24 protein-coding genes are annotated in these 24,378 nt (G+C 71.6%); 14 read left to right on the top strand and 10 right to left on the bottom strand.

Translation table 11 applies throughout. The features are described from left to right. Positions 1-36: 36 nt before the first annotated feature. Positions 37-957, bottom strand: a complete 921-nt coding sequence (locus C503_RS0103400; RefSeq protein WP_018680797.1) for a sensor histidine kinase — start codon at positions 955-957, stop codon at positions 37-39. Positions 958-1,156: 199 nt separating this feature from the next. Further along, a complete protein-coding gene (locus C503_RS0103405; protein ID WP_018680798.1) occupies positions 1,157-1,762 on the bottom strand; it encodes a DUF427 domain-containing protein in 606 nt (201 codons plus the stop codon). A 100-nt stretch (positions 1,763-1,862) separates the two neighbouring features. On the opposite strand from C503_RS0103405, the gene C503_RS0103410 reads away from it, so the two are divergent. Beyond that, complete coding sequence (locus C503_RS0103410) at positions 1,863-2,639, top strand: hypothetical protein (protein ID WP_018680799.1); 777 nt, start codon at positions 1,863-1,865, stop codon at positions 2,637-2,639. A gap of 260 nt (positions 2,640-2,899) precedes the next feature. Here C503_RS0103410 and C503_RS0103420 read toward each other — a convergent pair whose 3' ends face one another. After that, positions 2,900-4,099 (bottom strand): S8 family serine peptidase, encoded by a 1,200-nt coding sequence (locus C503_RS0103420; protein WP_018680801.1) that lies wholly within the window; start codon positions 4,097-4,099, stop codon positions 2,900-2,902. Between the two features lie 182 nt (positions 4,100-4,281). Here C503_RS0103420 and mshC point away from each other — a divergent pair, with 182 nt between their 5' ends. Then, complete coding sequence (gene mshC / locus C503_RS0103425) at positions 4,282-5,520, top strand: cysteine--1-D-myo-inosityl 2-amino-2-deoxy-alpha-D-glucopyranoside ligase (RefSeq protein ID WP_018680802.1); 1,239 nt, start codon at positions 4,282-4,284, stop codon at positions 5,518-5,520. A gap of 526 nt (positions 5,521-6,046) precedes the next feature. Here the strand turns inward: mshC and C503_RS0103430 are convergent. Together C503_RS0103430 and C503_RS0103435 are read right to left on the bottom strand one after the other, a co-directional pair. Continuing rightward, entirely contained in the window at positions 6,047-7,180 is a 1,134-nt protein-coding gene (locus tag C503_RS0103430) for an MFS transporter (RefSeq protein ID WP_018680803.1), read from the bottom strand. Continuing rightward, entirely contained in the window at positions 7,177-8,079 is a 903-nt protein-coding gene (locus tag C503_RS0103435; protein WP_033400198.1) for a PAC2 family protein, read from the bottom strand. The genes C503_RS0103430 and C503_RS0103435 overlap by 4 nt, the downstream gene beginning before the upstream one ends. 207 nt (positions 8,080-8,286) lie before the next feature. Between C503_RS0103435 and C503_RS0103440 the strand changes: the two genes are divergently transcribed. After that, the gene (locus tag C503_RS0103440; RefSeq protein WP_245572404.1) at positions 8,287-8,925 is read left to right on the top strand and encodes an HAD family hydrolase; all 639 of its coding nucleotides are present in this window, start codon (positions 8,287-8,289) and stop codon (positions 8,923-8,925) included. A gap of 37 nt (positions 8,926-8,962) precedes the next feature. After that, positions 8,963-9,226, top strand: coding sequence for a phosphoribosyl-ATP diphosphatase (locus C503_RS0103445; protein WP_018680806.1), 264 nt, complete (start codon positions 8,963-8,965; stop codon positions 9,224-9,226). Between the two features lie 19 nt (positions 9,227-9,245). Here the strand turns inward: C503_RS0103445 and C503_RS0103450 are convergent, their stop codons facing one another. Both C503_RS0103450 and C503_RS0103455 read right to left on the bottom strand, forming a co-directional pair. After that, positions 9,246-10,010: a thioesterase family protein gene (locus C503_RS0103450; RefSeq protein WP_018680807.1), complete on the bottom strand. Its 765-nt coding sequence runs from the start codon at positions 10,008-10,010 to the stop codon at positions 9,246-9,248. Then, entirely contained in the window at positions 10,010-10,921 is a 912-nt protein-coding gene (locus C503_RS0103455; protein WP_018680808.1) for a RecB family exonuclease, read from the bottom strand. The genes C503_RS0103450 and C503_RS0103455 overlap by 1 nt, the downstream gene beginning before the upstream one ends. Before the next feature lie 282 nt (positions 10,922-11,203). Here C503_RS0103455 and C503_RS0103460 point away from each other — a divergent pair, with 282 nt between their 5' ends. Then, complete coding sequence (locus tag C503_RS0103460; protein ID WP_018680809.1) at positions 11,204-12,340, top strand: site-2 protease family protein; 1,137 nt, start codon at positions 11,204-11,206, stop codon at positions 12,338-12,340. Positions 12,341-12,420: 80 nt separating this feature from the next. Next, positions 12,421-13,254, top strand: a complete 834-nt coding sequence (locus C503_RS0103465) for a tRNA (adenine-N1)-methyltransferase (protein ID WP_018680810.1) — start codon at positions 12,421-12,423, stop codon at positions 13,252-13,254. Positions 13,255-13,303: 49 nt separating this feature from the next. On the opposite strand, the gene C503_RS47195 is transcribed toward C503_RS0103465, so the two are convergent. The 3 genes from C503_RS47195 to C503_RS42980 all read right to left on the bottom strand — a co-directional run bounded on the left by C503_RS47195 (position 13,304) and on the right by C503_RS42980 (position 15,816). Further along, the gene (locus tag C503_RS47195; protein WP_018680811.1) at positions 13,304-14,086 is read right to left on the bottom strand and encodes a flagellar basal body-associated FliL family protein; all 783 of its coding nucleotides are present in this window, start codon (positions 14,084-14,086) and stop codon (positions 13,304-13,306) included. Between the two features lie 108 nt (positions 14,087-14,194). Continuing rightward, complete coding sequence (locus C503_RS0103475) at positions 14,195-14,860, bottom strand: hypothetical protein (protein ID WP_018680812.1); 666 nt, start codon at positions 14,858-14,860, stop codon at positions 14,195-14,197. A gap of 185 nt (positions 14,861-15,045) precedes the next feature. Beyond that, the gene (locus tag C503_RS42980; RefSeq protein ID WP_018680813.1) at positions 15,046-15,816 is read right to left on the bottom strand and encodes an Rv0361 family membrane protein; all 771 of its coding nucleotides are present in this window, start codon (positions 15,814-15,816) and stop codon (positions 15,046-15,048) included. A 244-nt stretch (positions 15,817-16,060) separates the two neighbouring features. Here C503_RS42980 and arc point away from each other — a divergent pair, with 244 nt between their 5' ends. From arc to C503_RS0103520, 8 genes are all read left to right on the top strand, one after another. Continuing rightward, complete coding sequence (gene arc / locus C503_RS0103485; protein ID WP_018680814.1) at positions 16,061-17,878, top strand: proteasome ATPase; 1,818 nt, start codon at positions 16,061-16,063, stop codon at positions 17,876-17,878. Positions 17,879-18,184: 306 nt separating this feature from the next. Beyond that, entirely contained in the window at positions 18,185-18,865 is a 681-nt protein-coding gene (locus C503_RS0103490; protein WP_156892939.1) for a hypothetical protein, read from the top strand. Between the two features lie 184 nt (positions 18,866-19,049). Beyond that, positions 19,050-20,564 carry a depupylase/deamidase Dop gene (gene dop, locus C503_RS0103495; RefSeq protein ID WP_018680816.1) on the top strand — a complete coding sequence of 505 codons (1,515 nt, stop codon included), beginning with the start codon at positions 19,050-19,052 and terminating at the stop codon, positions 20,562-20,564. Positions 20,565-20,685: 121 nt separating this feature from the next. After that, a complete protein-coding gene (locus tag C503_RS0103500; protein ID WP_018680817.1) occupies positions 20,686-20,880 on the top strand; it encodes a ubiquitin-like protein Pup in 195 nt (64 codons plus the stop codon). Between the two features lie 55 nt (positions 20,881-20,935). Further along, positions 20,936-21,790: a proteasome subunit beta gene (gene prcB / locus C503_RS0103505; RefSeq protein WP_018680818.1), complete on the top strand. Its 855-nt coding sequence runs from the start codon at positions 20,936-20,938 to the stop codon at positions 21,788-21,790. Positions 21,791-21,842: 52 nt separating this feature from the next. Beyond that, complete coding sequence (prcA, locus tag C503_RS0103510; RefSeq protein ID WP_018680819.1) at positions 21,843-22,619, top strand: proteasome subunit alpha; 777 nt, start codon at positions 21,843-21,845, stop codon at positions 22,617-22,619. Positions 22,620-22,802: 183 nt separating this feature from the next. Further along, a complete protein-coding gene (locus tag C503_RS37720) occupies positions 22,803-23,780 on the top strand; it encodes a LysR family transcriptional regulator (RefSeq protein WP_018680820.1) in 978 nt (325 codons plus the stop codon). Positions 23,781-23,868: 88 nt separating this feature from the next. Beyond that, positions 23,869-24,378, top strand: coding sequence for a hypothetical protein (locus C503_RS0103520; protein WP_018680821.1), 510 nt, complete (start codon positions 23,869-23,871; stop codon positions 24,376-24,378).

Consider the following 24,378-nt stretch of genomic DNA (forward strand, 5'->3'; position numbering starts at 1 on the left):
GCGCCCCACGGAGGCTGCGTGGGACGGAGGACGTGGTCAGCGGCGGACGTGCAGGCGCACCACGGTCCCGGCGGTCGGCGTGGACCGGATCCGCACCAGATCGCACAGCTGGTTCGCCAGCCACACCCCGCGCCCGCCCTGCACCGACGGCACCGGCGCGATCCGCCCCACCAGCGGATCCAGGATGTGCCCGGAGTCGCTGACCTCGCACACCAGCGCGTCGCCATCGGTCCACAGCCGCAGCGTCCCGCGCTCACCGCCGTGGCAGATGCTGTTCGTGACCATCTCGTTGGTGGCCAGCGTCAGGTCCAGCGCCCGACCACGCGGCAACCCGAACTGCCGCGCTCGCACCCCGACCAGGTCACGCAGCTCCGGCAGGTCGTCCAGGCAGAAGTGGACCATGTCCGACACCGTCTCCGGCGCGGGCAGCGGATCGGTGAACCGGGCGTGCGCGTAGGCGTGGTCGAAGGTCTCGCTGACCTGGCGGCCGCCGTCGATCACCACCGGGTGCGTGCAGACGGTGGTGATCGCCACCTGCTCGGGCAGGCCGGAATGGTCGACGGTGCAGCGCAGCCGCAGCGCGCGCTCCTCCTCGAACGCCAGGTTGACCAGCGCCTCGTGCAGTACGACCTCGGCCAGCTCGTCCCCGCCGCGGCCCGCCCAGGCCGACTCGCCGACCCCGCGCACCGGCCGCTCGCCCGCCTCGCGCAGCTGTCCACGGATGGCCGGGATGAGCCGCGCCGGGTTGCGCCCGAGCTCGGCGGCGTCCAGGAACCGCACGTCCTCGGCGGCGGGCCCGAGCGCCTCGCGCAGCAGCTTGGCCCCCGGCGGCGGCAGCACGGCGAACACCGACTCGCCCGCACGCAGGCCGTCGTGCAGGAACCCGGCGGTGCCGTCGACGAAGCCAGCCGCGTCGCGGTAGACCAGTGCCTCGTGGGCGAACCCCGGTGCGCTCATGCGGTCACGTCCTCGAACCCGGATCGGGGCGGTTTCCTCGCTTTCCAGGACGCGGCGGGCTCTGTCGAGTTCCCGCCGCCCGCCGATGAGGCCAGTCACATACTGGCCGGATCCTACCCGGGCGAGGGGTCCGGGGCGACCGCTCCACCAGGGCGGACATCCACAATTCGACAGGGTTGTCCGTCAACGGCACACGGACCTATTTGTCCTCAGTGGACAGTTCGGCGCCGTCGACGACCAGCGTGGTCCGCTCGTGGTAGAAGCAGGCCAGCCCGGCGACCTTCTGGCTTTCCGGCAGCGGCGCGCGGTAGCACCACACCAGGTCACGGTGCACGACGCCGTCCGACACGACGTCCCAGTAGGTTGCCGTTCCCTTGTAGGGGCACATCGTGGTGGTGGTCGACGGCCGCAACAGGTCCATCCGTATGTCGTGCAGCGGCAGGTAGAACCGTGGTGGAAGTCCGGTCTCGAACAGAATCCTCGGCTGTCGAGACTCGGCCAGCCGCACCCCGCCCAACTCGACCACCACATGCCGTGACGAGCCGAGAATGTCGACCCGCGTATACGGATCGCGCGCGTGCACGTAGACCGGTTCGTCCTCCTCGAACCACTCGTCCACCGCGCCCCATTCGACCCGGACCAGCCCCGCGACCTCGGGCCGGTCCGGCGTGGTCACGGCGGCGCGCGGGAGAAGATCGACGCGGACGTCGGCGGCCGCGAAGTAGTAGGTGGGATAGGCCCGCTCCCAGACCAGCCACGGCCCGGCCGAGTCCACCACCAGCGTCCGACCGAGATAGCCCCGCACCCGTTTGGCCGACCGCTCGACCCGCGATGATCCGCTCACCCGACCGACGCTACCGGCCCGGCGAGTGGCCACGGGCCAGACGCCGTGGAAGGTTTCACGCATGGTCATCTCGGTTGAGCCCGCACCGCACCGCCACCGGGTGGGCGTGGACGACTGGTTCATGCTCCTGCTCGCGGTGCTCGCCGTGGGCCTGCTGACCTACCGCGCGTTCTGGCACCCGGCGCCCGACGTGGCCCGGACGATCGTGTGGGTCGATCGCGGCCTGTGCGCGGTGTTCGCCGTGGAGTTCGTCTGGCGGTGGGCCCTGTCCGGGTTCGCTCGACGGTTCCTGTGGGTGAACTGGTACGACATCGTCGGCCTGGTCCCGGTGGCCCATCTGGGATTCCGCGCGTTCCGGCTGTTGCGGGCGGTGCGGGTCGGGGTGCAGCTGAGCCTGGGGCGGGTGATCGACCGGTCGGTGGGGGAGGAGCTGGCGTACCGGGCCATGGTCCGGTTCGGCGGGGTGCTGATCGACGTGATCAAGAAGCCGCTGACCGTCGCGGTGTTGGAGGAAGTGGTGTCGGTTCTGCGCACCGGGCACTACGCGCGGAATCTGGCGGCGGCCTTGGACGAGAACCGGGCGGAGATCCGGGAGATGGTGTTGGAGAAGATCCGGGCCGATCCGCGGGCCGGGGTGTTCCGGCGGTTGCCGTTCCATGACGAGATCGTGGGGGCGGTCACGGATGCCACTTTGCGGGTGGTGCTGGAGATGTTGGCGGATGCCCGGACCGATGAGCTGATCGCCGATCTGTTGCGGGAGAATATCGAGCAGATTCGGGAAGCGGTGTATGCGGACGCGCATCGGAACCTGCCCGAGCAGAAGCCCGCGGACCGGTGACCCCGAGCGATGGACTGACGGGTCAGGGGGAACTCACTGCACTCCACTCCCGGGATGCGGCACCTGAAACCCGCCTCCGCCCCGCTCCACAGCCACAACCCCCTCCACCTTTCTCAACGACCCCAACCGATCCTCGTCAACCCTCCCCACCACAGTGAGAATCTCCGGCAAAGCCCGCTCCACCCGCATCCCGGCCTCCGCCAAACCGGCGACCACGGACACGAACGAAGCGGACTCCGCCACCGACACCAGAACCGATATCACGGAGCGAGCACCAACCCCGCCCCCACATCCGTGGAAACCAACGACAACCTCCGGGCACTCTGCGCCAACCGAGCCCACAACTCCCACCCACGTGCCCCGGTGGCCTGTGAGATCAACGCGGCGATCCCGGCGACATGCGGCGTTGCCATGCTCGTCCCACTGATCTTGTTGTACAACTTCGGCCGAGGCCAGGACGAATAGACATCGACCCCGGGCGCCACCACGTCGACCGCTCCGATCTTGTCCACCGTCCCGCACGAGAACCACCCCACCGCGGTCGCCACATCAATCGCTCCCACGGCCAGGATCGACGGGCAGTTGGCCGGATGCCCGACCGGCGCGATCACCCCGTTCTGCCGCTTCGAGTCATTCCCCGCGGCAGCGACGATCAATGTCCCCTGGGCAAGCGCGCGTGCAGCAACCGACTCGTAGACAGTCGAGTAAGGCGTCCCCGCCCGCACAGTCGCGCCGAGCGACATCGACACGACGTGGCAGTTGTTCGACACCGCCCAGGCGATCCCGGCCAGGATTCCGCCATCGTTGCCCGATCCCTCGTTGCTCAGCACCTTTCCCGCGAAGATCTCCGCCTGGTACGCGAGCCCGTACCCCGGCCGCGTCGCCGGTTCACGCGGGCCCGTGGCGGTGCCGATGCAGTGGGTGCCGTGCCCGTGTCCGTCCGCCGCGTCCTCGCCCTGGACGAAGGAGCTGGTGGTCACCGTGCGGCCCGCGAAGTCCGGGTGCTCGGCGTCGAAGCCGGTGTCCAGGACGGCGACGCGGATACCCGCGCCGGTCGCCTTGCTCAGCGGGGCGCCGACGGCCTGCAGGCCCCAGGTGTACGTGGTCTCGTCGGCCGGGGGAGCGGCGGCGTCGTCCGCCTCGATCGTGGCGCTGATCGCGTAGACGCGGCGTTCCTGCTCCAGGGCGGCGATCGGGCCCGGCTCGTCGACCGCGCGGGCCAGGGCCTCGGCCTGGTCGGCGTCGGCGTCCACGACCGCGACGCCGAGGCGGTCGAACACCAGGCCGTCGGCGCCGTGCGCGCCGGGGTAGGCGCTGCCCGCCGCCTCCGCGGTGCTGGTCGCGCGGATGCCCGCGACGCGATGCAGTTCACGGGTGCCCGCGGCGACCGAGTCGTCCGCCAGCAGCACCAGGTAGCGGCCGGTCGTGTCGTCCTGGGGGGAGTTCTCGGGAGTGCTCACTGGTCCACCCTTCGTAGCCTGTAGCCCACCTGTAAGTGTGATCGCAACCGTGGATCGGGTGTAACGCGCATCACACTTTTGTCCCAACTGGGCCGGACGGGTGACAACCGGCGGATCTGTTCCACGCGGTCCACCCCGTGGCACGACCGGGGCTGACCGGTGCGGACGTTTACTGTCGAACCATGCAGACCTGGCAATCCCACCCGGTGCCGCGGGTGGAGGGCACCCCGCGGCCGCTGCGGCTGTTCGACACCGCGGCCGGGGAGATCCGGCCGACGGCCCCCGGCCCCACGGCGACCATGTACGTCTGCGGGATCACCCCGTACGACGCGACCCACCTCGGGCACGCGGCCACCTACCTGGCCTTCGACCTGGTCCACCGGCAGTGGCTGGACAACGGGCACGAGGTGCACTACGTGCAGAACGTCACCGACATCGACGACCCGCTGCTGGAGCGGGCCGCGCGCGACCGGGACGACTGGGTGGTGCTCGGCATGCGCGAGACCGCGCTGTTCCGGGAGGACATGACCGCGCTGCGGGTGCTGCCGCCGCGCGACTACGTCGGTGCGGTCGAGTCCATCCCGGAGATCGTGGAGGCGGTCGCCAAGCTGCTCGCCGACGGCGCCGCCTACCGGGTCGACGACACCGAGTTCCCGGACGTCTATTTCGACCACACCGCCACCGGCCGGTTCGGCGCCGAGTCCAACTACGACGGGCCCACCATGAACCGGTTCTTCGCCGAACGCGGCGGCGACCCGGACCGCGCGGGCAAGCGGCACCCGCTGGACGCACTGCTCTGGCGCGCGGCCCGCCCCGGCGAGCCGAGCTGGGAGAGTGAGCTGGGCCCGGGGCGGCCCGGCTGGCACATCGAGTGCAGCGTGATCGCGCTCAACCGGCTGGGCATGACCCTGGACGTCCAGGGCGGCGGCAGCGACCTGATCTTCCCGCACCACGAGTTCAGCGCCGCGCACGCCGAGGCCCTCACCCGGCAGCACCCGTTCGCCCGGCACTACACGCACTCGGCGATGATCGCCCTGGACGGCGAGAAGATGTCCAAGTCGCGCGGCAACCTGGTGTTCGTCTCCCGCCTCCGCGCCGACCAGGTCGACCCGATGGCGATCCGGCTCGGCCTGCTGTCCGGCCACTACCGCACCGACCGCTCCTGGACCACCGACATCCTCCGCGACGCCGAGTCCCGGGTACACCGGTGGCGCACCGCCGTCGACGCGTCGACCGGCGCCGACGCTCGCCCGTTGGTCGCGGCGCTGCGCGACCACTTGGCCGACGACCTGGACACCCCTGCGGCCCTGGCCGCCGTCGACGCTTGGGCTGCCCGCACTGCCACTGGTGGGGAGTCCGATCCGGACGCTCCTGCGTTGGCGCGTGCCGCTATCGATGCACTGTTGGGGGTCGCGCTCTGAGCGAGGTTCGGTGACGGTGCCCTGGGTGCCGTCACCGAACCGGTCGCCGGTGCCTGGCCGATCCGGCTTGCCGGTTGTCCACAGGCAAGATCATCGGGTGTGGTGGGATGGTGGTTTGCCCAGGTAGAATTGACTTCGGGGGTCCCCCCGGGGGTTGTCCACAAGGGGTCGGAGGCATCCACAGCCCGGCTGCCCTGCTTGACGGAGGCGGGGCCATGTGGGCGCGGGGTTATCCACAGGCAAGATCGAGAGCGCTCGCGAGCCCGCTATTCCCGCTGGTAGCGTTGAAATCCGGGGATCCCCTGACAAGTTGTCCACATGCCGTGCGAACAGTCCACAGGGCGGCGGAGGGCTTGACGGGGCGCGGTCCAGGGGGTCGGCGCGGCTGTCCACAGGCATGATCGTTTGTCGGCCGGAATGTCGGTGGGGTCGGGTAATGTGGATTTCGGGGATCCCCCGGCGAGTTGTCCACAAGGCAGGCGAGCCATCCACATCGGCCCGCGTGGGGTGGCGGTGGGCAGGCAGGTCAGTCCGAGGTGGACTTTCGGCGCGGGAAGGCCAGTAGGACAGGAGCGTTCACGGCCACCAACGCGGCCGGGATGAGAAAGCCCAGCACCGGTTCCGCCTGGTAAAGCGGCGTAAAGGCCAGCGGCGACACCGCCGCCCCGGTGAACCGCAGCGACTGCACCACCGACACCGCGCCCGCCCGGTTCGGCCCCTCGCCCCCCAGTACCAGCGCGTTCACGCCCACCAGCACCAGCTGCGCGGCGATCCCCGTCGACGCCCACAGCACGATCACCGCAGGCAACCAGGTCAGCGTCCCCACCAGCGCGATCGGTATCGCCCCCGCGACCGAGCCGATCAGTACCGCTCGTCGGGCGCCGATGCGGTCGATGCCCTGGCCGACCGGCCGCGCGCTCAGCAGGCCCACCACGCCGAAGCCGGTCAGTACCAACCCGCGTTCGGCCGCGCTCAGGCCGAACACGTCCTCCGCGCGCAGCGCCAGCAGTACGTTCATGCCGCCCAGACAGGCCCAGCCCACCAGCGCCAGCCAACCCGCGCGCACCACCGACGGGCGCCAGGCCGAACGGAGTGTCGCCTGTGTCCGTTGGCGTTCGCGCATCTGCTCGGGGAGCCCGGCCAGTGCCAGAGCCAGGGATACCACCGCGACACCGATGAACGCGATGCGCCAGTTCACCTCGGCCGCCACCCCGCCCAGCAGTGGCGCGCTGGTCTGGCCTGCGGCCTGCAACGAGGAGAACAGGCCCAGTGTGCGGCCGAGTCGTTCGGGGGTGGTGATCGTGGCGATCGCGGCCAGCAGCAGGGGAGTGGTGAACGCGTTGGCCGCGCCCTGCAACGCTCGTGCGCCCAGGAACAGTGAGTACGAGTCGGCCAGGGCGCAGACGACCGACGCGACCACGTACACCAGGTAGGCGACTCGCACGCTTCTTGCGGCGCCCCAGCGGGCGCCCAGTGTGCCGCTGAACAGCATGAACGCCGCGAACGGCACCAGGTAGGCGGTCAGCGAGTACGACGCGGCCTGCGGGGACACGCCGAAGTCGTGGCCAAGCTCGGGCAGCATCGAGGTGGTGATCCCGCCCGCGAACGGGCCGAGGAAGCCGCCCGCGTACAGCGCGGCGAGCGTGATCCGCTGCTTCACACCCCGGTCGGGCCCGGCCCCGAGCCGCCCCGGCCGGGACCGTTGGGGCGGCGCCTGCGCAGGTAGCGCTCGAACTCGGCGGCGATGGCGTCGCCGCTGGTCTCGTTGAGGGTGTTCTCCGCGTCGCCGCGTTCCTCCAGGGCGCGCACGTAGTTGCGCACGTCCTCGTCCTCCTCGGCCATCTCGCTGACCGTCTGCTGCCACTCCTCGGCCTGGTCGGGCAGGGTGCCCAGCGGCACCTCCACGTCCAGGACCTCCTCCACCCGGTGCAGCAGCGCGAGCGTGGCCTTCGGCGACGGCGGCTGGGAGACGTAGTGCGGGACCGCCGCCCAGATCGAGATGGCGGGCACCCCGGCCCGCACGCACGCGTCCTGCAGCACGCCGACGATGCCGGTCGGGCCCTCGTAGCGGGAGCGCTCCAGGCCGAAGCGGGCCGCCGAGGTGGCGTCGTAGGCGGTGCCGGTGACCGGCACCGGGCGGGTGTGCGGGGTGTCGGCCAGCAGCGCACCCAGGGTGACCACGGTGGTGATGTTCAGGTCCTCGATGTGCTTGAGCAGGTCGGCGCAGAACCGACGCCAGCGCATGTTCGGCTCGATGCCGTGCACCAGCACGACGTCCCGGTTGGACCCCGGCGGGCGGCAGCGGTAGAGCCGGGTGGTTGGCCACTCGACCCGCCGGGTGACACCGTCCACCATGCGCACCGTCGGGCGGGTCACCTGGAAGTCGTAGTAGTCGTCCGGATCGATCTCCAGCAGCGGGCTCGCGTCCCAGGTCAGCTGCAGGTGCTCGATCGCGGTACTCGCCGCGTCCCCCGCGTCGTTCCAGCCCTCGAACGCCGCCACCATGACGGGGTCGACGAGATCCTGCTGCTGCGCCGTGGGCTCGCGGTCGTCAGCCATCTGCGGGTGGTCCGGGTCGGTCACCCGGCCAGCCTACGGCCCGGACCCCGGGGGCGGAGATCGTAGGCTGGGGACATGCCGGGGCACCCGTCCCGGCACCCGGGGCGCGGCGTGGCGAACCGGTCGAACCGGACATCCCCGTCGAGAGGAACGCCCGTGCCTGGACCGTCCACTGTGGATGGCCTGCCCGCCGCTGTGCTCTGGGACATGGACGGCACCCTGCTGGACTCGGAGAAGCTGTGGGACATCCCGCTGTCCGAGTACTCGCTCAAGCTGGGCGCCCCGCTGTCCGCCGAGATCCGCGCCGCCATGGTCGGCAGCAACGTGCCGACCAGCATGGGCCTGCTGTTCGGCGGGGTCGGCCGGGTGCCGACCGAGGCCGACATCGCCGAGGCCATGGGCTGGATCGAGGCCCGCATGGTCGAGCTGTTCCGCACCTCGCTCACCTTCCGCCCCGGCGCCCCCGAGGCGTTGCGCGCGGTCCGCGCCACCGGGCTGCCGGTCGCCCTGGTCACCTCCACCGAGCGGGCCCTGACCGAGATCGCGTTGGACACCATCGGCCGCGAGCTCTTCGACGTCACGGTCTGCGGGGACGAGGTCGACGGCCGGAACAAACCGCTGCCCGAGCCCTACCTCAAGGCGGCCCGGCTGCTCGGCGTCCCCCCGGCCGACTGCCTGGCCATCGAGGACTCGCCCACCGGCACGGCCTCGGCCGTCGCCGCGGGCTGCACCGTGCTGGTCGTGCCCTGCGAGGTCCCGGTAGAACCGGGCGAACGCCGCGTCCTGCGCGACTCGCTCATCGGTCTCGACGAGGCCCTCCTGCGCGAGCTGGTCGGGGCGAGCTGATTTCTCCCGTGCGCGCGCGGGTGGCAGGATCGGGTCCGTGAAGACCTTCGACGAACTGTTCGCCGAGCTCACCGATCGCGCCAAGACCCGACCGGAGGGCTCGGGCACGGTCCAGGCGCTGGACGCGGGAGTGCACGCGCAGGGCAAGAAGGTCCTGGAGGAGGCGGGCGAGGTGTGGATCGCCGCCGAGTACCAGTCCGACGCCGAGCTGGCCGAGGAGATCTCGCAGCTGCTCTACCGGGTGCAGGTCCTGATGATCGGCCGCGGCCTGACCCTGGACGAGGTCTACAAGTACCTCTGAGCGAACCGCCACCGCTGAGTCACCGCGGGCGGACCAGGAGCGACTGGGTGCCGCGGGCGACCGGGCCGGTGCGGTCGTGCAGCACGGTCATGGCCGTGCCGGTGCCGTTGGCGCCGATCACCGTGTGGGCGTCCAGACCGATCCAGTCGCCGGTGGGGACCCTGGTCACGTGGACGGTCAGCTCGGTGTTGATGAACCACCAGTGCCGGATGTCCAGGACGCCCGAGGCGCCGCTGCCCGAGTCGGCGACCGTGACCAGCCGTTGCAGGCCGGTCGGCTGTTCGCCCGCCACCAGCGGGACCCGCTGGCGAGCCCACACCGTGGCCGGACCCGGGTCGGCCAGCGAACCGCGCAGGGCGCGCCATTCCATCGCGTCGAGGTAGCCGGGTCCCCAGTACTCCGGTCTGGTCAGGGGCGTCGCCTCCGCCGGTGGCGCCAGGGGTGGCACGTCGTCGGTGCGGACGGCGGTGGTGTCGGTGACGGACATGCGCCAGGCGGCGGCTCGGGCGACGGCGCGGTCGCCCGCCACCAGTTCGGCGCGGAGCAGCTCCACCGAGCGGCCGGGGCGTTCGACCGCGGCGGTGACCGTCAGGTCGGCGACCGGGACCGGGCCCAGGATCTCCACCGTGACCCGGGTGATCGCCTTGTCCGACGGCAGCGCCTCCAGCGCGCGGACCAGCAACGCCGACGGCGGCCCGAGGTGTTGGTCGCCCGGGGTCCACGGACCGGCGGTGTGCTCGGTGGAGCGGAACCGGCCGCCCCCCAGCGGCTCGTAGAACGACATCAGTCGGACCGGTCCAGGGCCGACTCCTCGCCGGGGTCGGGTTCCGGCCAGCCCGGGTACGCGGGCGGCGTGCCGCCGAACTCCGGGCAGAGGGCCTGGTAGGAGCACCAGCCGCACAGCTTGCTCTTGTTCGGGCGGAAGTCGCCGGAGTGCCCCGCGCGCAGGATGGCCTGCCAGATGGCCTCCAGGGTGCGCTCGAAGCGGGTCAGCTCCGCCTCGTCCGGGGTGTAGGCCAGGGACTGGCGGTCGGCCAGGTACATCAGGCGCAGCTGGCGGGGTACCTCGCCGCGCAGACGCCAGACGGCCAGTGCGTAGAACTTCATCTGGAACAGGGCCTTGGCCTCGCCGATCTCGCGCGGGGCGGTGCCGGTCTTGTAGTCGACCACCCGGATCTCGCCGGTCGGCGCCACGTCCAGCCGGTCGATGTAGCCGCGCAGCAGCACCCCGGACGGCAGCTCGGTCTCCACCAGCAGCTCGCAGGCCTGTGGTTGCAGCCTGCGGGGGTCCTCCAGGGTGAAGTAGCCGTCGATCAGCGCGGTGGCCGACGCCAGCCACTCGGCGGGCTCCTCGCCCTCGGCGAAGATCCCCAGCAGCTCCGGGCGCTCGGCGGACAGCGCCTCCCAGGTGGGCGCGAGCAGCCCGTGCGCGGTGTCCGGCAGCCGGTCGGCGGCGGGCAGCCCGTACAGCCGCTCCAGCACCGCGTGCACCACCGTGCCGCGCACCTGCGCCTTCGTCGGCGTCTCGGGCAGCCGGTCGACGGCGCGGAACCGGTACAGCAGCGGGCATTGCTTGAAGTCGCCCGCGCGCGACGGCGAGAGCGCGGGACGGCGACGGGTGGCCCGCGTTGTCGTGGTCGCTGTCTCGGTTCCTGTGGCGTCGGTTCCTGGAGCATCGGTTCCTGGGGGGACCATGACCGGAACCCTAGTGTCGACCACCGACAGTTTCGTGCCGGGGCCGTTTCCGCGCGAGTTTCCGTCGCCACCCGCCGGAGTGGCTATTGCTTTCCCGCCGGTCACCAGGGCCGGGACCACTTCGGAAGTCGTCGGTCAATACCCCGCGCGAACCATGCGGGGATGGATTCGTGCCCTTGTGGGCAACTCGCCAATAGCGGCGGGGAATGTTTTCCGAGAGCGGAATCATGGTCCGCCCCGGGATCACTCAGGACATACGTGTGTGTGGTTAGGCTGTGCGAGGTGTCGAGCGCCGCGTTCCCGGTCGCCCCTGGCCCGGGGGGCGGGTTGCTGCTGTTCCGATACAGCGGCGTCCCGGTGATCCTGGCCCCGTCCTGGTGGCTCGGCGCGTTGGCGGTCGTCGTCTTCTACGCCCCGCTCGTCGGCGATCTGATGCCGGGCGCGGACACCGTCAGCTCCATCGCGCTGGCCACGGCGTTCGCCATCCTGCTGGGCATCTCCGTGCTCGCCCACGAGCTCGGCCACTGCGTGGTGGCCCTCCGCCTCGGACTCCCCGTCCGCAGGCTCCGGCTGTTCCTCCTCGGCGGCCTGGCCGAGATCGCCCGCACACCGCGACGCCCGGGTCACGAGGGGGTCGTGGCGGCGGCCGGACCGGCGGTCTCGATCGTCCTGGCGGGCATCTGCGGCATCGGCCTGCTGCTCATCCCGTCCGGCGGGCCGGTCTGGCTGCTGGTGCTGGAATGCGCGTTCGCCAACGTCGCCGTCGGGATCTTCAACCTGCTCCCCGGCCTGCCCCTGGACGGCGGCCGGATGCTGCGCGCGGGCGTCTGGGCGGCCACCGGCAGGCGCGGCATCGGCACCAGGGCCGCGGTCCTCGGCGGCTGGATCGTCGCGGCCCTGCTGGTCGCCTGGTCGCTGTGGGGGCTGGCGGACGCCAGCCCGGACCGGTGGCTGCGGCTGGGCGTGTGCGTGCTGACCGCCTGGTTCGTGATCGCCGGGGCGGGCGGCGAGCTGGCCGCCGAGCAGCGCCGGACCTGGCCGGAGGGCCTCACCCTGGCCGACATCGTGCGGCCGGTGCTGCAGCTGCCCGCGGAGAGCCCGGTGGCCGACGCGCTGGCCGCGGCGGCCGGGCGCGGGGTCGTGCTGGTGCGCGCCGACGGCGTCGCCGCGGGCCTGCTGGACGAGGTCGCGGCCCGGCAGCTGGCCGAGCGGTCGCCGTTCGCGCCTGCCGAGCAGGCGGCCGAGCCGATCCGGCCGGAGTCGGTGCTGCTGGCCTCCGAGCCGGGCGAGGAGATCGCCGAGCGGGTGTGGGAGACCGCGGCCTGGCAGTTCGTCGTGGTCGACGACGAGGGCAGGCCGTCCGGCGTGCTGCGCCGGGAGGACCTGCGGGCCGCCATCGAGGACCGCGGCCGCCGCTGAGCCAGGGCGGGTGCGGGTCCGGCCGCCCCGTTTGCGACCATCTCCTGTCGGTTCAGCACAGGTGGAAGGCGAGGCAGCGGGTGTCGGTACGCAAGGTCAGCGGGCCCTTCGAGGCGGGGGACCGGGTGCAGCTCACCGACCCCAAGGGCAGGCACTACACGCTGGTGCTGGTGCCCGGCGAGAAGTACCACACGCACCGCGGCGCGCTGGCCCACGACGACATCATCGGGCAGCCCGAGGGCTCCATCGTCAGCTCCGTTGCGGGCACCGCCTACCTGGCGCTGCGGCCGCTGCTGAGCGACTACGTGCTGTCCATGCCGCGCGGCGCCCAGGTGATCTACCCCAAGGACGCGGCGCAGATCGTCATGCAGGGCGACATCTTCCCCGGCGCCCGGGTGCTGGAGGCGGGCGCGGGCTCCGGCGCGTTGACCTGCTCGCTGCTGCGCGCGGTCGGCCCCACCGGCACGGTCACCTCGTACGAGATCCGCGACGACCACGCCGAGCACGCCGAGCGCAACGTGGTGGAGTTCTACGGCGAGCACCCGGCCAACTGGACACTCACTGTGGCCGACCTCGCCACCCACACGGGGGAGGTCGACCGGGTCATCCTGGACATGCTCGCCCCCTGGGACATGCTGCCCACGGTCGCGACCAACCTGATCCCCGGCGGCGTGCTGGTGGTCTACGTCGCCACCACCACCCAGCTGTCCCGGGTGTCGGAGGCGCTGCGCGAGCAGCAGTGCTGGACCGAGCCGCACGCCTGGGAGACGCTGATCCGGCCGTGGCACTCGGTGGGGCTGGCGGTGCGGCCGGAGCACCGGATGATCGCGCACACCGCGTTCCTGATCACCGCCCGCAGGCTCGCCGACGGCGTCGTCACCCCGCGTCCGCAACGCAGGCCGAGCAAGGGCTGAACGAGAAAGGGGCGGCCCGGCGGGCCGCCCCTTTCGCACGCCGAACGCCTCAGAGCGAGACGCACCAGCCCTTGGACTTCTTCTCGAACACGATCGGGAACGGGATCGGCTCGCCGCTGCCCAGCGACACCTCGGTGTCGACCTTGCCGCTGGTCGCGTCATAGGTCTCCGGCTCGCCGACCACCTTCACCACGCCGCCGTTGGGTGCCACGCTGGTGTACATGATCCCGGGGCTGGTGGCCTCGCACATCAGGCCCTTCGCGGTCGCCTCGTCCTTGGCGTTGACCGCCGCCACGTACTTGGCGCCCGCGGCCTTCAGGTCGCTGCCGCCGCCCCCGGACGCGCCCCCGCCGCCGCCCGAGCTCTCGCTGGTCTCGGTGGTGGTCTCGTCCTCGGTGGTGGTCTCGTCCTCGCTCGTGGTCTTCGTGGACTTGTGCGACGAGGTCGAGGAGGTGGACCCGCCGCCGCCACCGGTACCGCCGGGGCTCGCGGTGTTGGTCTTGTTGTCCTTGGTCAGGAAGTAGATCGCGGCGCCGCCGCCGCCGAGCACCAGCAGCACGATCGCCACGATGGCGACGATCTTGCCGACGTTCTTCTTCGGCGGCTCACCGCCGAACCCGGGCTGCCCGTAGGGCTGCTGGCCGTACGGGTCCTGACCGAACTGCTGGGTGCCGCCGTAGCCGGGGTAGCCCTGCTGCTGGGGCTGGCCGTAGGGGTCGGGCTGCTGCGGGTACTGGCCCTGGCCGGGCTGCTGCTGCCCGTACGGGTTGTACGGCTGCTGTCCGTACGGGTCCTGTCCGTAGGGCCCCGGCTGGTTCGGTGGTTGGGTCATGTATCCCTGACTCCTCGATGGTCACCGGCGTTCCGGCCGGTCGGGCGGTGGCGTGGGCGGCCGACGGACTCCGCGGAGGATACGCCGGTCGGGTGACGGCTTGGCGGCTCAGCCCCGCTGCTCACCGCAGAACTTCCAGTGCCCGTCCTCTTTCACGATCTTGATCTCGATCGGCACCCGCTGGGTGTTCCCGTTCTCGGTCAGCTCAAGGTCGATCCTGGCCGACGCGGTCGAGCCGCTGACGTCCGCGTCCCCGTCCGCGCTCGCCTTGACCTCGTAGGGCTTCAGCGTCTTCTCCAGCTCGGCGGCGTCGGTGCCGTACTTCTGCTTGTAGGCGTCGCAGGCGCCGTCGAGCACGTCGGCGAAGTGGTTGGCCTCGTAGGCGGCCATGTAGTCGTCCCGGACGCTGTCCGGGCTGTCCTTCGCGGCGCCGGTCTTCGAGCCGCTGTCGTCGCCGGTGCTGCCCGTCCTGCCGCCGGTCTTGCCCGTGCTCGCGCTCGTGCCGGTGTCGGCCGAGCCGCCCTTGTCCCTGGTCAGCGCCCACACGCCGACCCCGGCGCCGCCGAGCACCAGCACCGCGATGATGGCGATGGCGACGATCCGGCCGGTGTTGCGCGGCGGCCTTGGCGGCTCGCCCCCGCCGAAGGTGCCCAGGCCCTGGTAGCCGCCGGGCTGCGCCGGGTAGCCGGGGGGCTGCTGCGGTGGACCCCACCCCGGGGCGCCGTAGCCGGGGCCGTTGGGGTCTGGTCCGGGCGGCTGGGGCGGGTAGGTCATCGCGATCCCTGGCTTCCTGTGCGCTGGTTCACCGGCCGCCTGCCGCGGGGGCTCGGCGGCGGTGTCGGTCGAGGTAGACGGCCGGGAGGGCGTTCGCGTTCCCGGTATCCGGCGAACCGCCGAACGGGTGGTGGGGCGTGCCCATGGTATTGGGCACGCCCCGGCCGCCGGACAGGGCCGAGGGGTCAGCGGAAGTCGAAGTCCAGGTCGCTGACGCACCAGTCGCCGCCGACCTTCTTCATCTTGAGCACGGCGGTGCCCTGCTGGCCGCCGATCGAGGCGTTGATGTCGGCGGTGGCGGTGTCGCCGGTCTCCTTGACGTCGCCGACGGTGAACTCGACGCCCATCGTGGGCATCTTGCCGCCGGTCTTCTCCAGGTCCTTCTGGCTGGGCCGCATGCTGGTGTTGTCGTCGCACAGCAGCTTGGTGAAGTCGTCCACGTCCGTGCCCTTCATGGCCGAGACGAACGCGTCCGCGGTGCCCTTGGGCGTGCCGGTGCCGCCGGAGAGGACCAGCACCAGGGTCACCACGATGCCGATGACGACCAGGCCGCCACCGCCGAGCAGCAGCGGCAGCTTGTTGTTGCGCGGCCGCGGCGGCGGGATGGGGTTGCCGTACGGGTCGAACGCCTGCTGCGGCGGGTAACCGGGCTGCGGCTGTCCGTACGGCTGCTGCGGTTGCTGCGGATAGCCGCCCTGCTGGGGGAGGGGTCCGGATTGTGGGAACTGGTTCGGGTCACCGTACTGGCCGGGCGCGCCCGGCTGCGGCTGTCCGTACTGACCACCGGCCGGGTACTGGCCGGGCTGCGGCTGGGCGCCCGGCTGCGGGTACTGGCCCGGTGCGGGCGGGTACTGCCCCGGCTGGCCGTACGTACCCGGCTGCTGGGGGTATCCGCCCTGGTAGGGCTGGTTGCCGGGCTGGCCGTACGGGTCCGGCTGGGAAGGAGGCTGGGTCATGGTTCCCGGGTTCTCGTGAGGGTAAGGGTGGCCCCGCCGTGCCGGTCTGCCGTGCGCGCGGTCGGCCTAGTACACCGACGCACGGTAACCGCCGGCCGGTTCCCGCCGGCACCGGGATGGCGGATCCGGTGCCGCCGAGCGAGTGTCGATGTGGGATGACACGGAAGTTCCGCGCTGTTCATGCTCTGTCCTTGTCGGTGATCGCCGGTACCGTAGGGGTACGAGTTCGGGAGGAGGTGCCGACATGCAGCACGATCGTCCCGGCAGTCGGCCGGAAAACGCCGACGGTGAGCACGGAGGCGCGGAGACCGGGCGGGAACGCCACGACCGGTCGGATGCCGCGCAGATCCGTTTCCTCGAAGAGGAAGTCGCTCTGCTTCGCCGGAAACTGACGGAATCGCCACGGCATTCGCGACTGCTGGAGCAACGGCTGGCGGAGGCGTCCGAGCGGGTGAGTCAACTCACCGAGCGGAACGCCAAGCTCGTCGACACGCTTCGCGAGGCCCGGGGCCAGCTACTCGCCCTGCGCGAGGAGGTCGACCGCCTTGCCCAACCGCCCAGCGGCTACGGCGTGTTCCTCGAAGGACACGAGGACGGCACGGTCGACGTGTTCACCGCGGGCCGCAGGATGCGGGTCTCGGTGTCCCCGGCGGTGGAGTCGGGCACGCTGCGGCGCGGGCAGTCGGTACGCCTCAACGAGGCGCTCACCGTGGTCGAGGGCGGCGGCTTCGAGCGCACCGGTGAAGTGTCCACACTGCGCGAGCTGCTCGTCGCCGACGGCGAGGAGGTCGCCAGCCGGGCACTGGTCGTCGGGCACGCCGACGAGGAGCGGGTGGTCTGGCTGGCCGACCCGCTCACCGCGTCCCCGCTGAAGCCGGGCGACTCGCTGCTGGTCGACGCCAAGTCCGGGTACGCCTACGAGCGGGTGCCCAAGGCCGAGGTCGAGGACCTGGTGCTGGAGGAGGTGCCGGACGTCGACTACGCCGACATCGGCGGCCTGTTCCGGCAGATCGAGCAGATCCGCGACGCGGTCGAGCTGCCATTCCTGCACAAGGACCTGTTCGCCGAGTACGAGCTGCGCCCGCCCAAGGGCGTGCTGCTCTACGGCCCGCCCGGCTGCGGCAAGACGCTGATCGCCAAGGCGGTGGCGAACTCGCTGGCCAAGAAGGTCGCGGCGGCCCGCGGTGACCACGCGCCCAAGGACGCCAAGTCGTACTTCCTCAACATCAAGGGTCCCGAGCTGCTCAACAAGTTCGTCGGCGAGACCGAGCGGCACATCCGGCTCATCTTCCAGCGGGCGCGGGAGAAGGCCTCCGAGGGCACCCCGGTGATCGTGTTCTTCGACGAGATGGACTCGATCTTCCGTACCCGCGGCAGCGGCGTGTCCTCCGATGTGGAGACCACGATCGTGCCCCAGCTGCTCAGCGAGATCGACGGCGTGGAGGGCCTGGAGAACGTCATCGTGATCGGCGCGTCCAACCGCGAGGACATGATCGACCCGGCGATCCTGCGACCGGGCAGGCTCGACGTGAAGATCAAGATCGAGCGGCCGGACGCGGAGGCGGCCAAGGACATCTTCTCCAAGTACCTCACCGCCAACCTGCCCATCCACGCCGACGACCTGGCGGAGTTCGGCGGCGACCGGCAGACCTGCGTGGCCGCGATGATCCAGCACACCGTGGAGCGGATGTACGAGGAGACCGAGGACAACCGCTTCCTGGAGGTCACCTACGCCAACGGCGACAAGGAAGTGCTCTACTTCCGGGACTTCAACTCCGGCGCGATGATCCAGAACATCGTGGACCGGGCGAAGAAGGCGGCCATCAAGTCCGTGCTGGACACCCGCCAGCCGGGGCTGCGCGTGCAGCACCTGCTGGACGCCATCGTGGACGAGTTCGCCGAGAACGAGGACCTGCCCAACACCACCAACCCCGATGACTGGGCGCGGATCTCGGGCAAGAAGGGCGAGCGCATCGTCTACATCCGGACACTGGTCACGGGCAAGAACCAGGAGTCCGGCCGGGCGATCGACACGGCCACCAACACCGGCCAGTACCTGTAAGCAGCAGCGAGTGGACAGTCCCGTGTGGGCCCCGCCGGATCCCGGCGGGGCCCACCCGTTTCCACACCACCGTCCGGCAGGTGTGGTCGGCTCGGGCGGCCTGCGCCGCGACGTGCTCGATGCCCAGGGTGCGGTGTGGTTGCCAGGCCGGGGACGGTGCCGGGCGGGGATGAGGGGGCGGGTGGTGGGAGAGATCGAGCAGGGTACGGTCGTGACTTGATCACCCGCTGTACTCGATCACGCCGTACTCGATCACCCGCCCTGTGCTTGATCACCCGCCCGCCGATCTGTCGAAGGGGACGACCGTTGCGTCGTGTCCACGTGCTCGCCTGCGCCGCCGTGCTACCCGTGACCCTGCTCACCGCGTGTTCCAACCGCGACAACGATCTGTACACCTACTACGACGAGCCCACGGCCACGACCACCGTTCCCATGACGAGCGCGCAGGCGGCCGCGGCGGTCACCACCACGACGACGACGGCCAGGCAGGCCACCCCGGCCTCGATTGTCGAGTCTGCCTCGATGACCGCCGCCGACCTGGTCGAGGAGGAGGTCCAGGCGGTCGGGGTGCCCGCGCAGAACACCGTTCAGGCCCTGCACTGCGGTTTCCACCTGGAGACCGGGTTCGACGCCACCCGGCTGACGAAGTGGCGCTACGCCAGCGGGGCGACCCTGGACCAGTACGTGGTGCACGCGGAGGACGCGGTCGACACCACCACCGGCATCGACCCCAAGACGTGCCCGAAGCAGGGACCGAACCGGGTCGAGGACGGCATTCCGGCGACCGCGCTGTCTGCGCTGTCCGGGGTGGACGCCCAGGTCAGCTGGTGCGCGCCGGGCGCGGCGAAACCGCAGTGCACGCTGGTGCTCGCCGAGGGCGAGCTGGCCACCGCGGTCACCGTGGAGGCGGCCAGCACCTCCCGGGCCCGCACCGCCCTGGTCCGCGTCGCCCCCAAGGCCGCCGCGGCCCTGAGCCGCGAGTCCTGAACTCCAGCGACAGCTGACCTGCCGCGACAGCTGATTTGCACAGCGCCCGAACTTCGGCGACATCCGAACTCCGGTCGCGCCGGGACCACCGGGCAGCCGGGGCGATCGAGGTCACCACGGACGGTCGCGTGCCGGTCACCGTGTCCCGACCGCCCGGTCGGTGCGGACCCGTAGGCTTGGGCGTATGCGGCGGATCATGGGGACCGAGGTCGAGTACGGCATCGCCGTGCCGGGCGACCCGACGGCCAACCCGGTGTTGACATCGACCCAGGTCGTGCTGGCCTACGCGGCCGCGGCGGACATCCCGCGGGCGCGCCGGGCGCGCTGGGACTACGAGGTGGAGTCGCCGCTGCGCGACGCGCGCGGGTTCGACCTCGGCGTGCCGGGCATGGCCCCGGCCGACCCGGACGTGGAGGACCTGGGGGCGGCCAACGTCATCCTCACCAACGGCGCCCGGCTCTACGTCGACCACGCGCACCCCGAGTACTCCGCGCCCGAGGTCACCAACGCCCGCGACGCCGTCGTCTGGGACAAGGCGGGGGAGCGGGTGATGGAGGAGGCGGCGCTGCGCGCGGCCACCGTGCCCGGCCAGCCCCGGCTGCAGCTGTACAAGAACAACGTCGACGGCAAGGGCGCCAGCTACGGCACCCACGAGAACTACCTGATGGCCCGCAGCACCCCGTTCACCTCGGTGATCGGCGGTCTGACCCCGTTCTTCGCCTCCCGCCAGGTGGTCTGCGGCTCCGGCCGGGTCGGCCTGGGCGCCTCCGGCGAGGAGGCGGGCTTCCAGCTCTCCCAGCGCGCCGACTACATCGAGGTCGAGGTCGGCCTGGAGACCACGCTCAAGCGCGGCATCATCAACACCAGGGACGAGCCGCACGCCGACGCGGACAAGTACCGCAGGCTGCACGTCATCATCGGCGACGCGAACCTGGCCGAGACCAGCACCTACCTCAAGGTCGGCACCACCGCGCTGGTGCTCGACCTGATCGAGGCGGGCACCCGCTTCGACCACCTGAAGCTGGCCGACCCGGTGCGGGCGGTGCACGTACTCAGCCACGACCCGACGCTGAAGGCCACCGTCGAGCTGTCCAACGGCCGCAAGTTCACCGGCCTGGACATCCAGCACGCCTACCACGAGCTGGTCGCCGCATATATCGAGCGCGGCGACGTCGAGGTGGACCGGGTCTCCCGGGACGTGCACCGGGTCTGGGGCGAGGTGCTGGACGCGCTGCGCCGGGACCCGATGGAGTGCGCCGACCGGCTGGACTGGCCCGCCAAGCTGCGGCTGCTGGAGGGCTTCCGGGCCCGCGACGGGCTGGCCTGGTCCTCGCCCCGGCTGCAGCTGGTCGACCTGCAGTACTCGGACGTGCGGCTGGACAAGGGCCTGTACAACCGGCTGGTCGCGCGCGGCTCGATGCAGCGGCTGGTCAGCGAGGAGGAGGTGCGCGCGGCCATCACCACCCCGCCGCAGGACACCCGCGCCTACTTCCGCGGCCGCTGCCTTGAGCGTTACCCGAACGCGATCGCGGCCGCCTCCTGGGACTCGGTGATCTTCGACCTGGGCCGCGAGTCGCTGGTCCGGATCCCCACCCTTGAGCCGCTGCGCGGGACGAAGGCGCACGTCGGAGAGCTGCTGGACGCCGCGAACACGGCCGAGGAGCTGGTCGACGCGCTCACCGGGGTGGCCCGCCGCTGACCCGGAATCCGATCTTGTCCCCGGCGCGGCCCGCGACGAACGTGGGTTCGACTGGGTAGTGTTCCCAGTAGGCAGGTGCAGCAGTTCGGCAGGCACGCCGGCCACAGGACCGGGAGGCGACATGTCCCAGGAGCAGACGACCCGCCAGGGCGGCGGGGACGGCGACGACGGCATCGAGGACACCACCGCGGCGGGCCAGGAGCGGCGGGAGAAGCTCGGCGACGACACCGACGCGATCCTCGACGAGATCGATGACGTGCTGGAGGAGAACGCGGAGGACTTCGTCCGCGCCTACGTGCAGAAGGGCGGCCAATAGGCCGGCCGGGTAGAACCGCCCTGGTCCCATCCCCCGCGACAGGATGAAAGAAGGCATGGAACACATCTCGTCCCAGCGGCTGGGGACCTCGCTCCCCGCCGCCTACCTGTCGGCAGGCACCTCGTCGTTCACCGAGTTCCTGCGCGCCCAGGCCCCCGAGCTGCTGCCCGGGGTCCGGGGCGCGAGCGAGGCGCACCCGGGGGCGCGGGTCGACGCGCCGCACGGCACCACGATCGTCGCGCTCGCCTTCTCCGGCGGCGTGCTGATCGCCGGTGACCGGCGGGCCACCTCGGGCAACCTGATCGCGCAGCGGGACATCGAGAAGGTGTTCGTCACCGACGACCACTCGGCGGTGGGCATCGCGGGCACCGCGGGCCTAGCCGTCGAGCTGGTCCGGCTCTACGCGGTGGAGCTGGAGCACTACGAGAAGATCGAGGGCGTGCCGCTCTCGCTGGACGGCAAGACGAACAAGCTGGCCAGCATGGTGCGCGGGAACCTGGACGTGGCGCTGGCCGGGCTGGCCGTGGTGCCGCTGTTCGTCGGCTACGACATCGACGCCGAGGACCCGGCCCGCGCGGGCCGGATCGTGTCCTTCGACGTCACCGGCGGCCGCTACGAGGAGCGCGCCGGGTTCCACGCCATCGGCTCCGGGTCGATGTTCGCCAAGTCCGCGCTGAAGAAGCTCTACCGGCCCGACGGCGACCGCGACGCGGCGTTCCTGGCCGCGGTGGAGGCGCTCTACGACGCGGCCGACGACGACTCGGCCACCGGCGGTCCGGACATGGCGCGGCGGATCTTCCCCAGCGTCGTCACCATCACCGCCGAGGGCGCGGCGCGCGCGACCGAGGAGGAGGCGGCCGCGGTCGCCACCGCCGTGGTCGCGGAGCGCGCCGAGCGGCCGCGCGGCTGAGACCCCACCCGAACACACCCGAGCCGGACACCAGGACCCGAGGAGCCGCCCCGTGACGATGCCGTTGTACGCCTCGCCCGAGCAGTTGATGCGCGACCGCTCGGAGTACGCCCGCAAGGGCATCGCCCGGGGCCGCAGCGTCGTCGCGCTGAAGTACGCCGACGGCGTGCTGTTCGTCGCGGAGAACCCGCAGGCGACGCTGCACAAGCTCTCCGAGATCCACGACCGGATCGGGTTCGCCGCGGCGGGCCGCTACAGCGAGTACGAGAGCCTGCGCCGGGGCGGTATCCGGCACGTCGACCTGTGGGGCTACTCCTACGACCGGCGCGACGTGTCGGCCCGGCAGCTGGCCAACGTGTACGCGCAGACGCTGAGCACGTTCTTCGGCGAGCAGGTGAAGCCGCTGGAGGTGGAGCTCTGCGTGGCCGAGGTGGGTGCCACCGCCAAGCAGGACCAGCTCTACCGGCTCACCTACGACGGCTCGATCGTCGACGAGCCGCGCTACCTGGTGATGGGCGGGCAGACCGAGCCCATCGCGGCGGCGCTGAAGGAGAGCTTCGCCGACGGGCTCGCGCTGGCCGACGCCGTGCGGCTGGCGGTCAAGGCGCTGGGCACGAGCTCGACCGGCAACGGCACCGAGTCGGCGCTGACCCAGGACCGGCTGGAGGTGGCGATCCTCGACCGCGGGCGGCCGCGCCGGGCGTTCCGGCGGGTCCAGGGCGCCGCGCTCACCGCGCTGCTGCCCGCCGAGACGGGGGGCGCCAAGAACGCCGACCGGCCGGTCGAGGACGTGGAGCTGCCCCCGCCGCCGGACGGCGCCGACGGCTGACCCTTGATAGGGACCGACAATTCAATACGGTGAATGGGCTTCCAGACGGCCGCGGACCTTCGGGTTCGCGGCCGTCGACGTAGGGTGTGCCGTTTTCACACGCCGCCGACGGAAATTGTGCGGTTGTCCCCAACAGGCCCCCGGAGGTTTGCATAACTTCGGTGCGCGGGGCATAACTCTGATGTGAGCGAGTTGGAACTACGTCATCTGCGCGTCATCCGCGCGGTCGCCGACGCGGGCAGCCTGTCCAAGGCCGCCATCCAGCTCGGCGTGTCCCAACCCGCCCTCACCGCCCAGCTCCAGCGGCTGGAACGGCGCATCGGCGGCCTGCTGTTCTCCCGCACCGGCACCGGGGTCGTGCCCACCGACCTGGGCACCTATGTGCTGGCCGGGGCGCGGGAGCTGCTCGCCGAGGTGGACGAGCTGATGGCGGGCATCCGCAGCCGCACCCAGGCGGGCCGGGAGACCGGCCAGGTCCGGGTGGGCGGCCCGCCGGGACCGACCATCCCGCTGTTCGCCGACGCCCTGGCCGAGCGGCTGGGCGGCGCCGAGACCAGCATCGACATCGACATGCACCCGGCCGAGCTGGTGCGCAAGGTGCTCGACCGCAAGGTGGACTTCGCCGTGCTGGAGGAGAACCCCGGCTTCCGCACGCCGATCCCGTCCGGCCTGATCAGCCGGGTGATCCTGCGCGCGCCGCTGTTCGTGGCACTGTCCGAGGAGCACCGGCTGGCCGGGCGCGGGGAGATCGACCTGGCCGAGCTGGCGGGGGAGAGCTGGGTGATGCCGCCGGTGGCCGAGGGCACCGAGCAGCTCGCGTTCACCAGGGTGTGCGCCGCGGCGGGGTTCAGCCCGGTCATCAAGCACCAGCTGTCGGACTCGACCACGACCCGGGTGCTGGTCCAGTCCGGCTCGGTCACGTTGGCCAAGCCGGTGGCGCGGGAGGGCAACGGCGTGGTGATCCGCGGTCTCGTGGGCACGCCGCTGCGTCAGGAGGTCGTGCTGGTGTGGCACGAGGAGAACGCCGCCGCGGGCGCGGCCGAGCAGGCCCCCGCCGCGCTCCTCGACTCCTACGCGCATCTCCTGGACACCAACCCGCTGTTCGCCGCCTGGTGGGCGGAGTCCGGCCCGGCCGGGAACCGCAATACATCGACCGGTTGACCCACCCGCGTGAGCCGGTCGATGTGATCCGGTCCGCCGCGCGACAGGCTTGGTGCTGTCATGGTGGATCGCACAGGAATGGCTGGTCATGGGGTTGTCGGGGGTTCCGGCGAGCGTGTTGTTGGTCGTCGCGGTGCTGGCTCTGGTGTTGTTCACGCAGTTCAGCACGCGGCCGGTGCGGGCGTCGGCGTTCATCTGGGTCGCGCTGCTGGTGGCGCGCGGCATCGCCCCGCCCGGACCGGCGGCACCGACCACCACCGGGATCACGTTCCTGGTCGGCGGGTTGCTGCTCTCGGCGGCGCTGGGTGCGTGGCGGGGCGCGACCATGCCGATGTGGCGGGACGACACGGGACGGGTGGTGCGGCGGGGCAACCGGGTCACGCTCGCGTTGTGGTTGTTGACGCTCGCGGTCCGGGTCGTGTCGGCGGTGGCCGAGCACCTCGTCGACCACGCGGCGTTCAACCCCAACGGCCTGTGGCTCGGTTTCGGCGTGACGCTGGCGGCCCAGCACGCGCTGTTGCTGCGCCGGGCGAGCGCGCTGCCCGCGTCGGTATCGTCCCGGGTGGACCGGACCGCCGGGTCCGGGAAGCCGAGGTGA

Origin of the sequence: Actinokineospora enzanensis DSM 44649, from assembly GCF_000374445.1 — a bacterium.
In the GTDB taxonomy this organism is placed as follows: Bacteria; Actinomycetota; Actinomycetes; order Mycobacteriales; family Pseudonocardiaceae; genus Actinokineospora; species Actinokineospora enzanensis.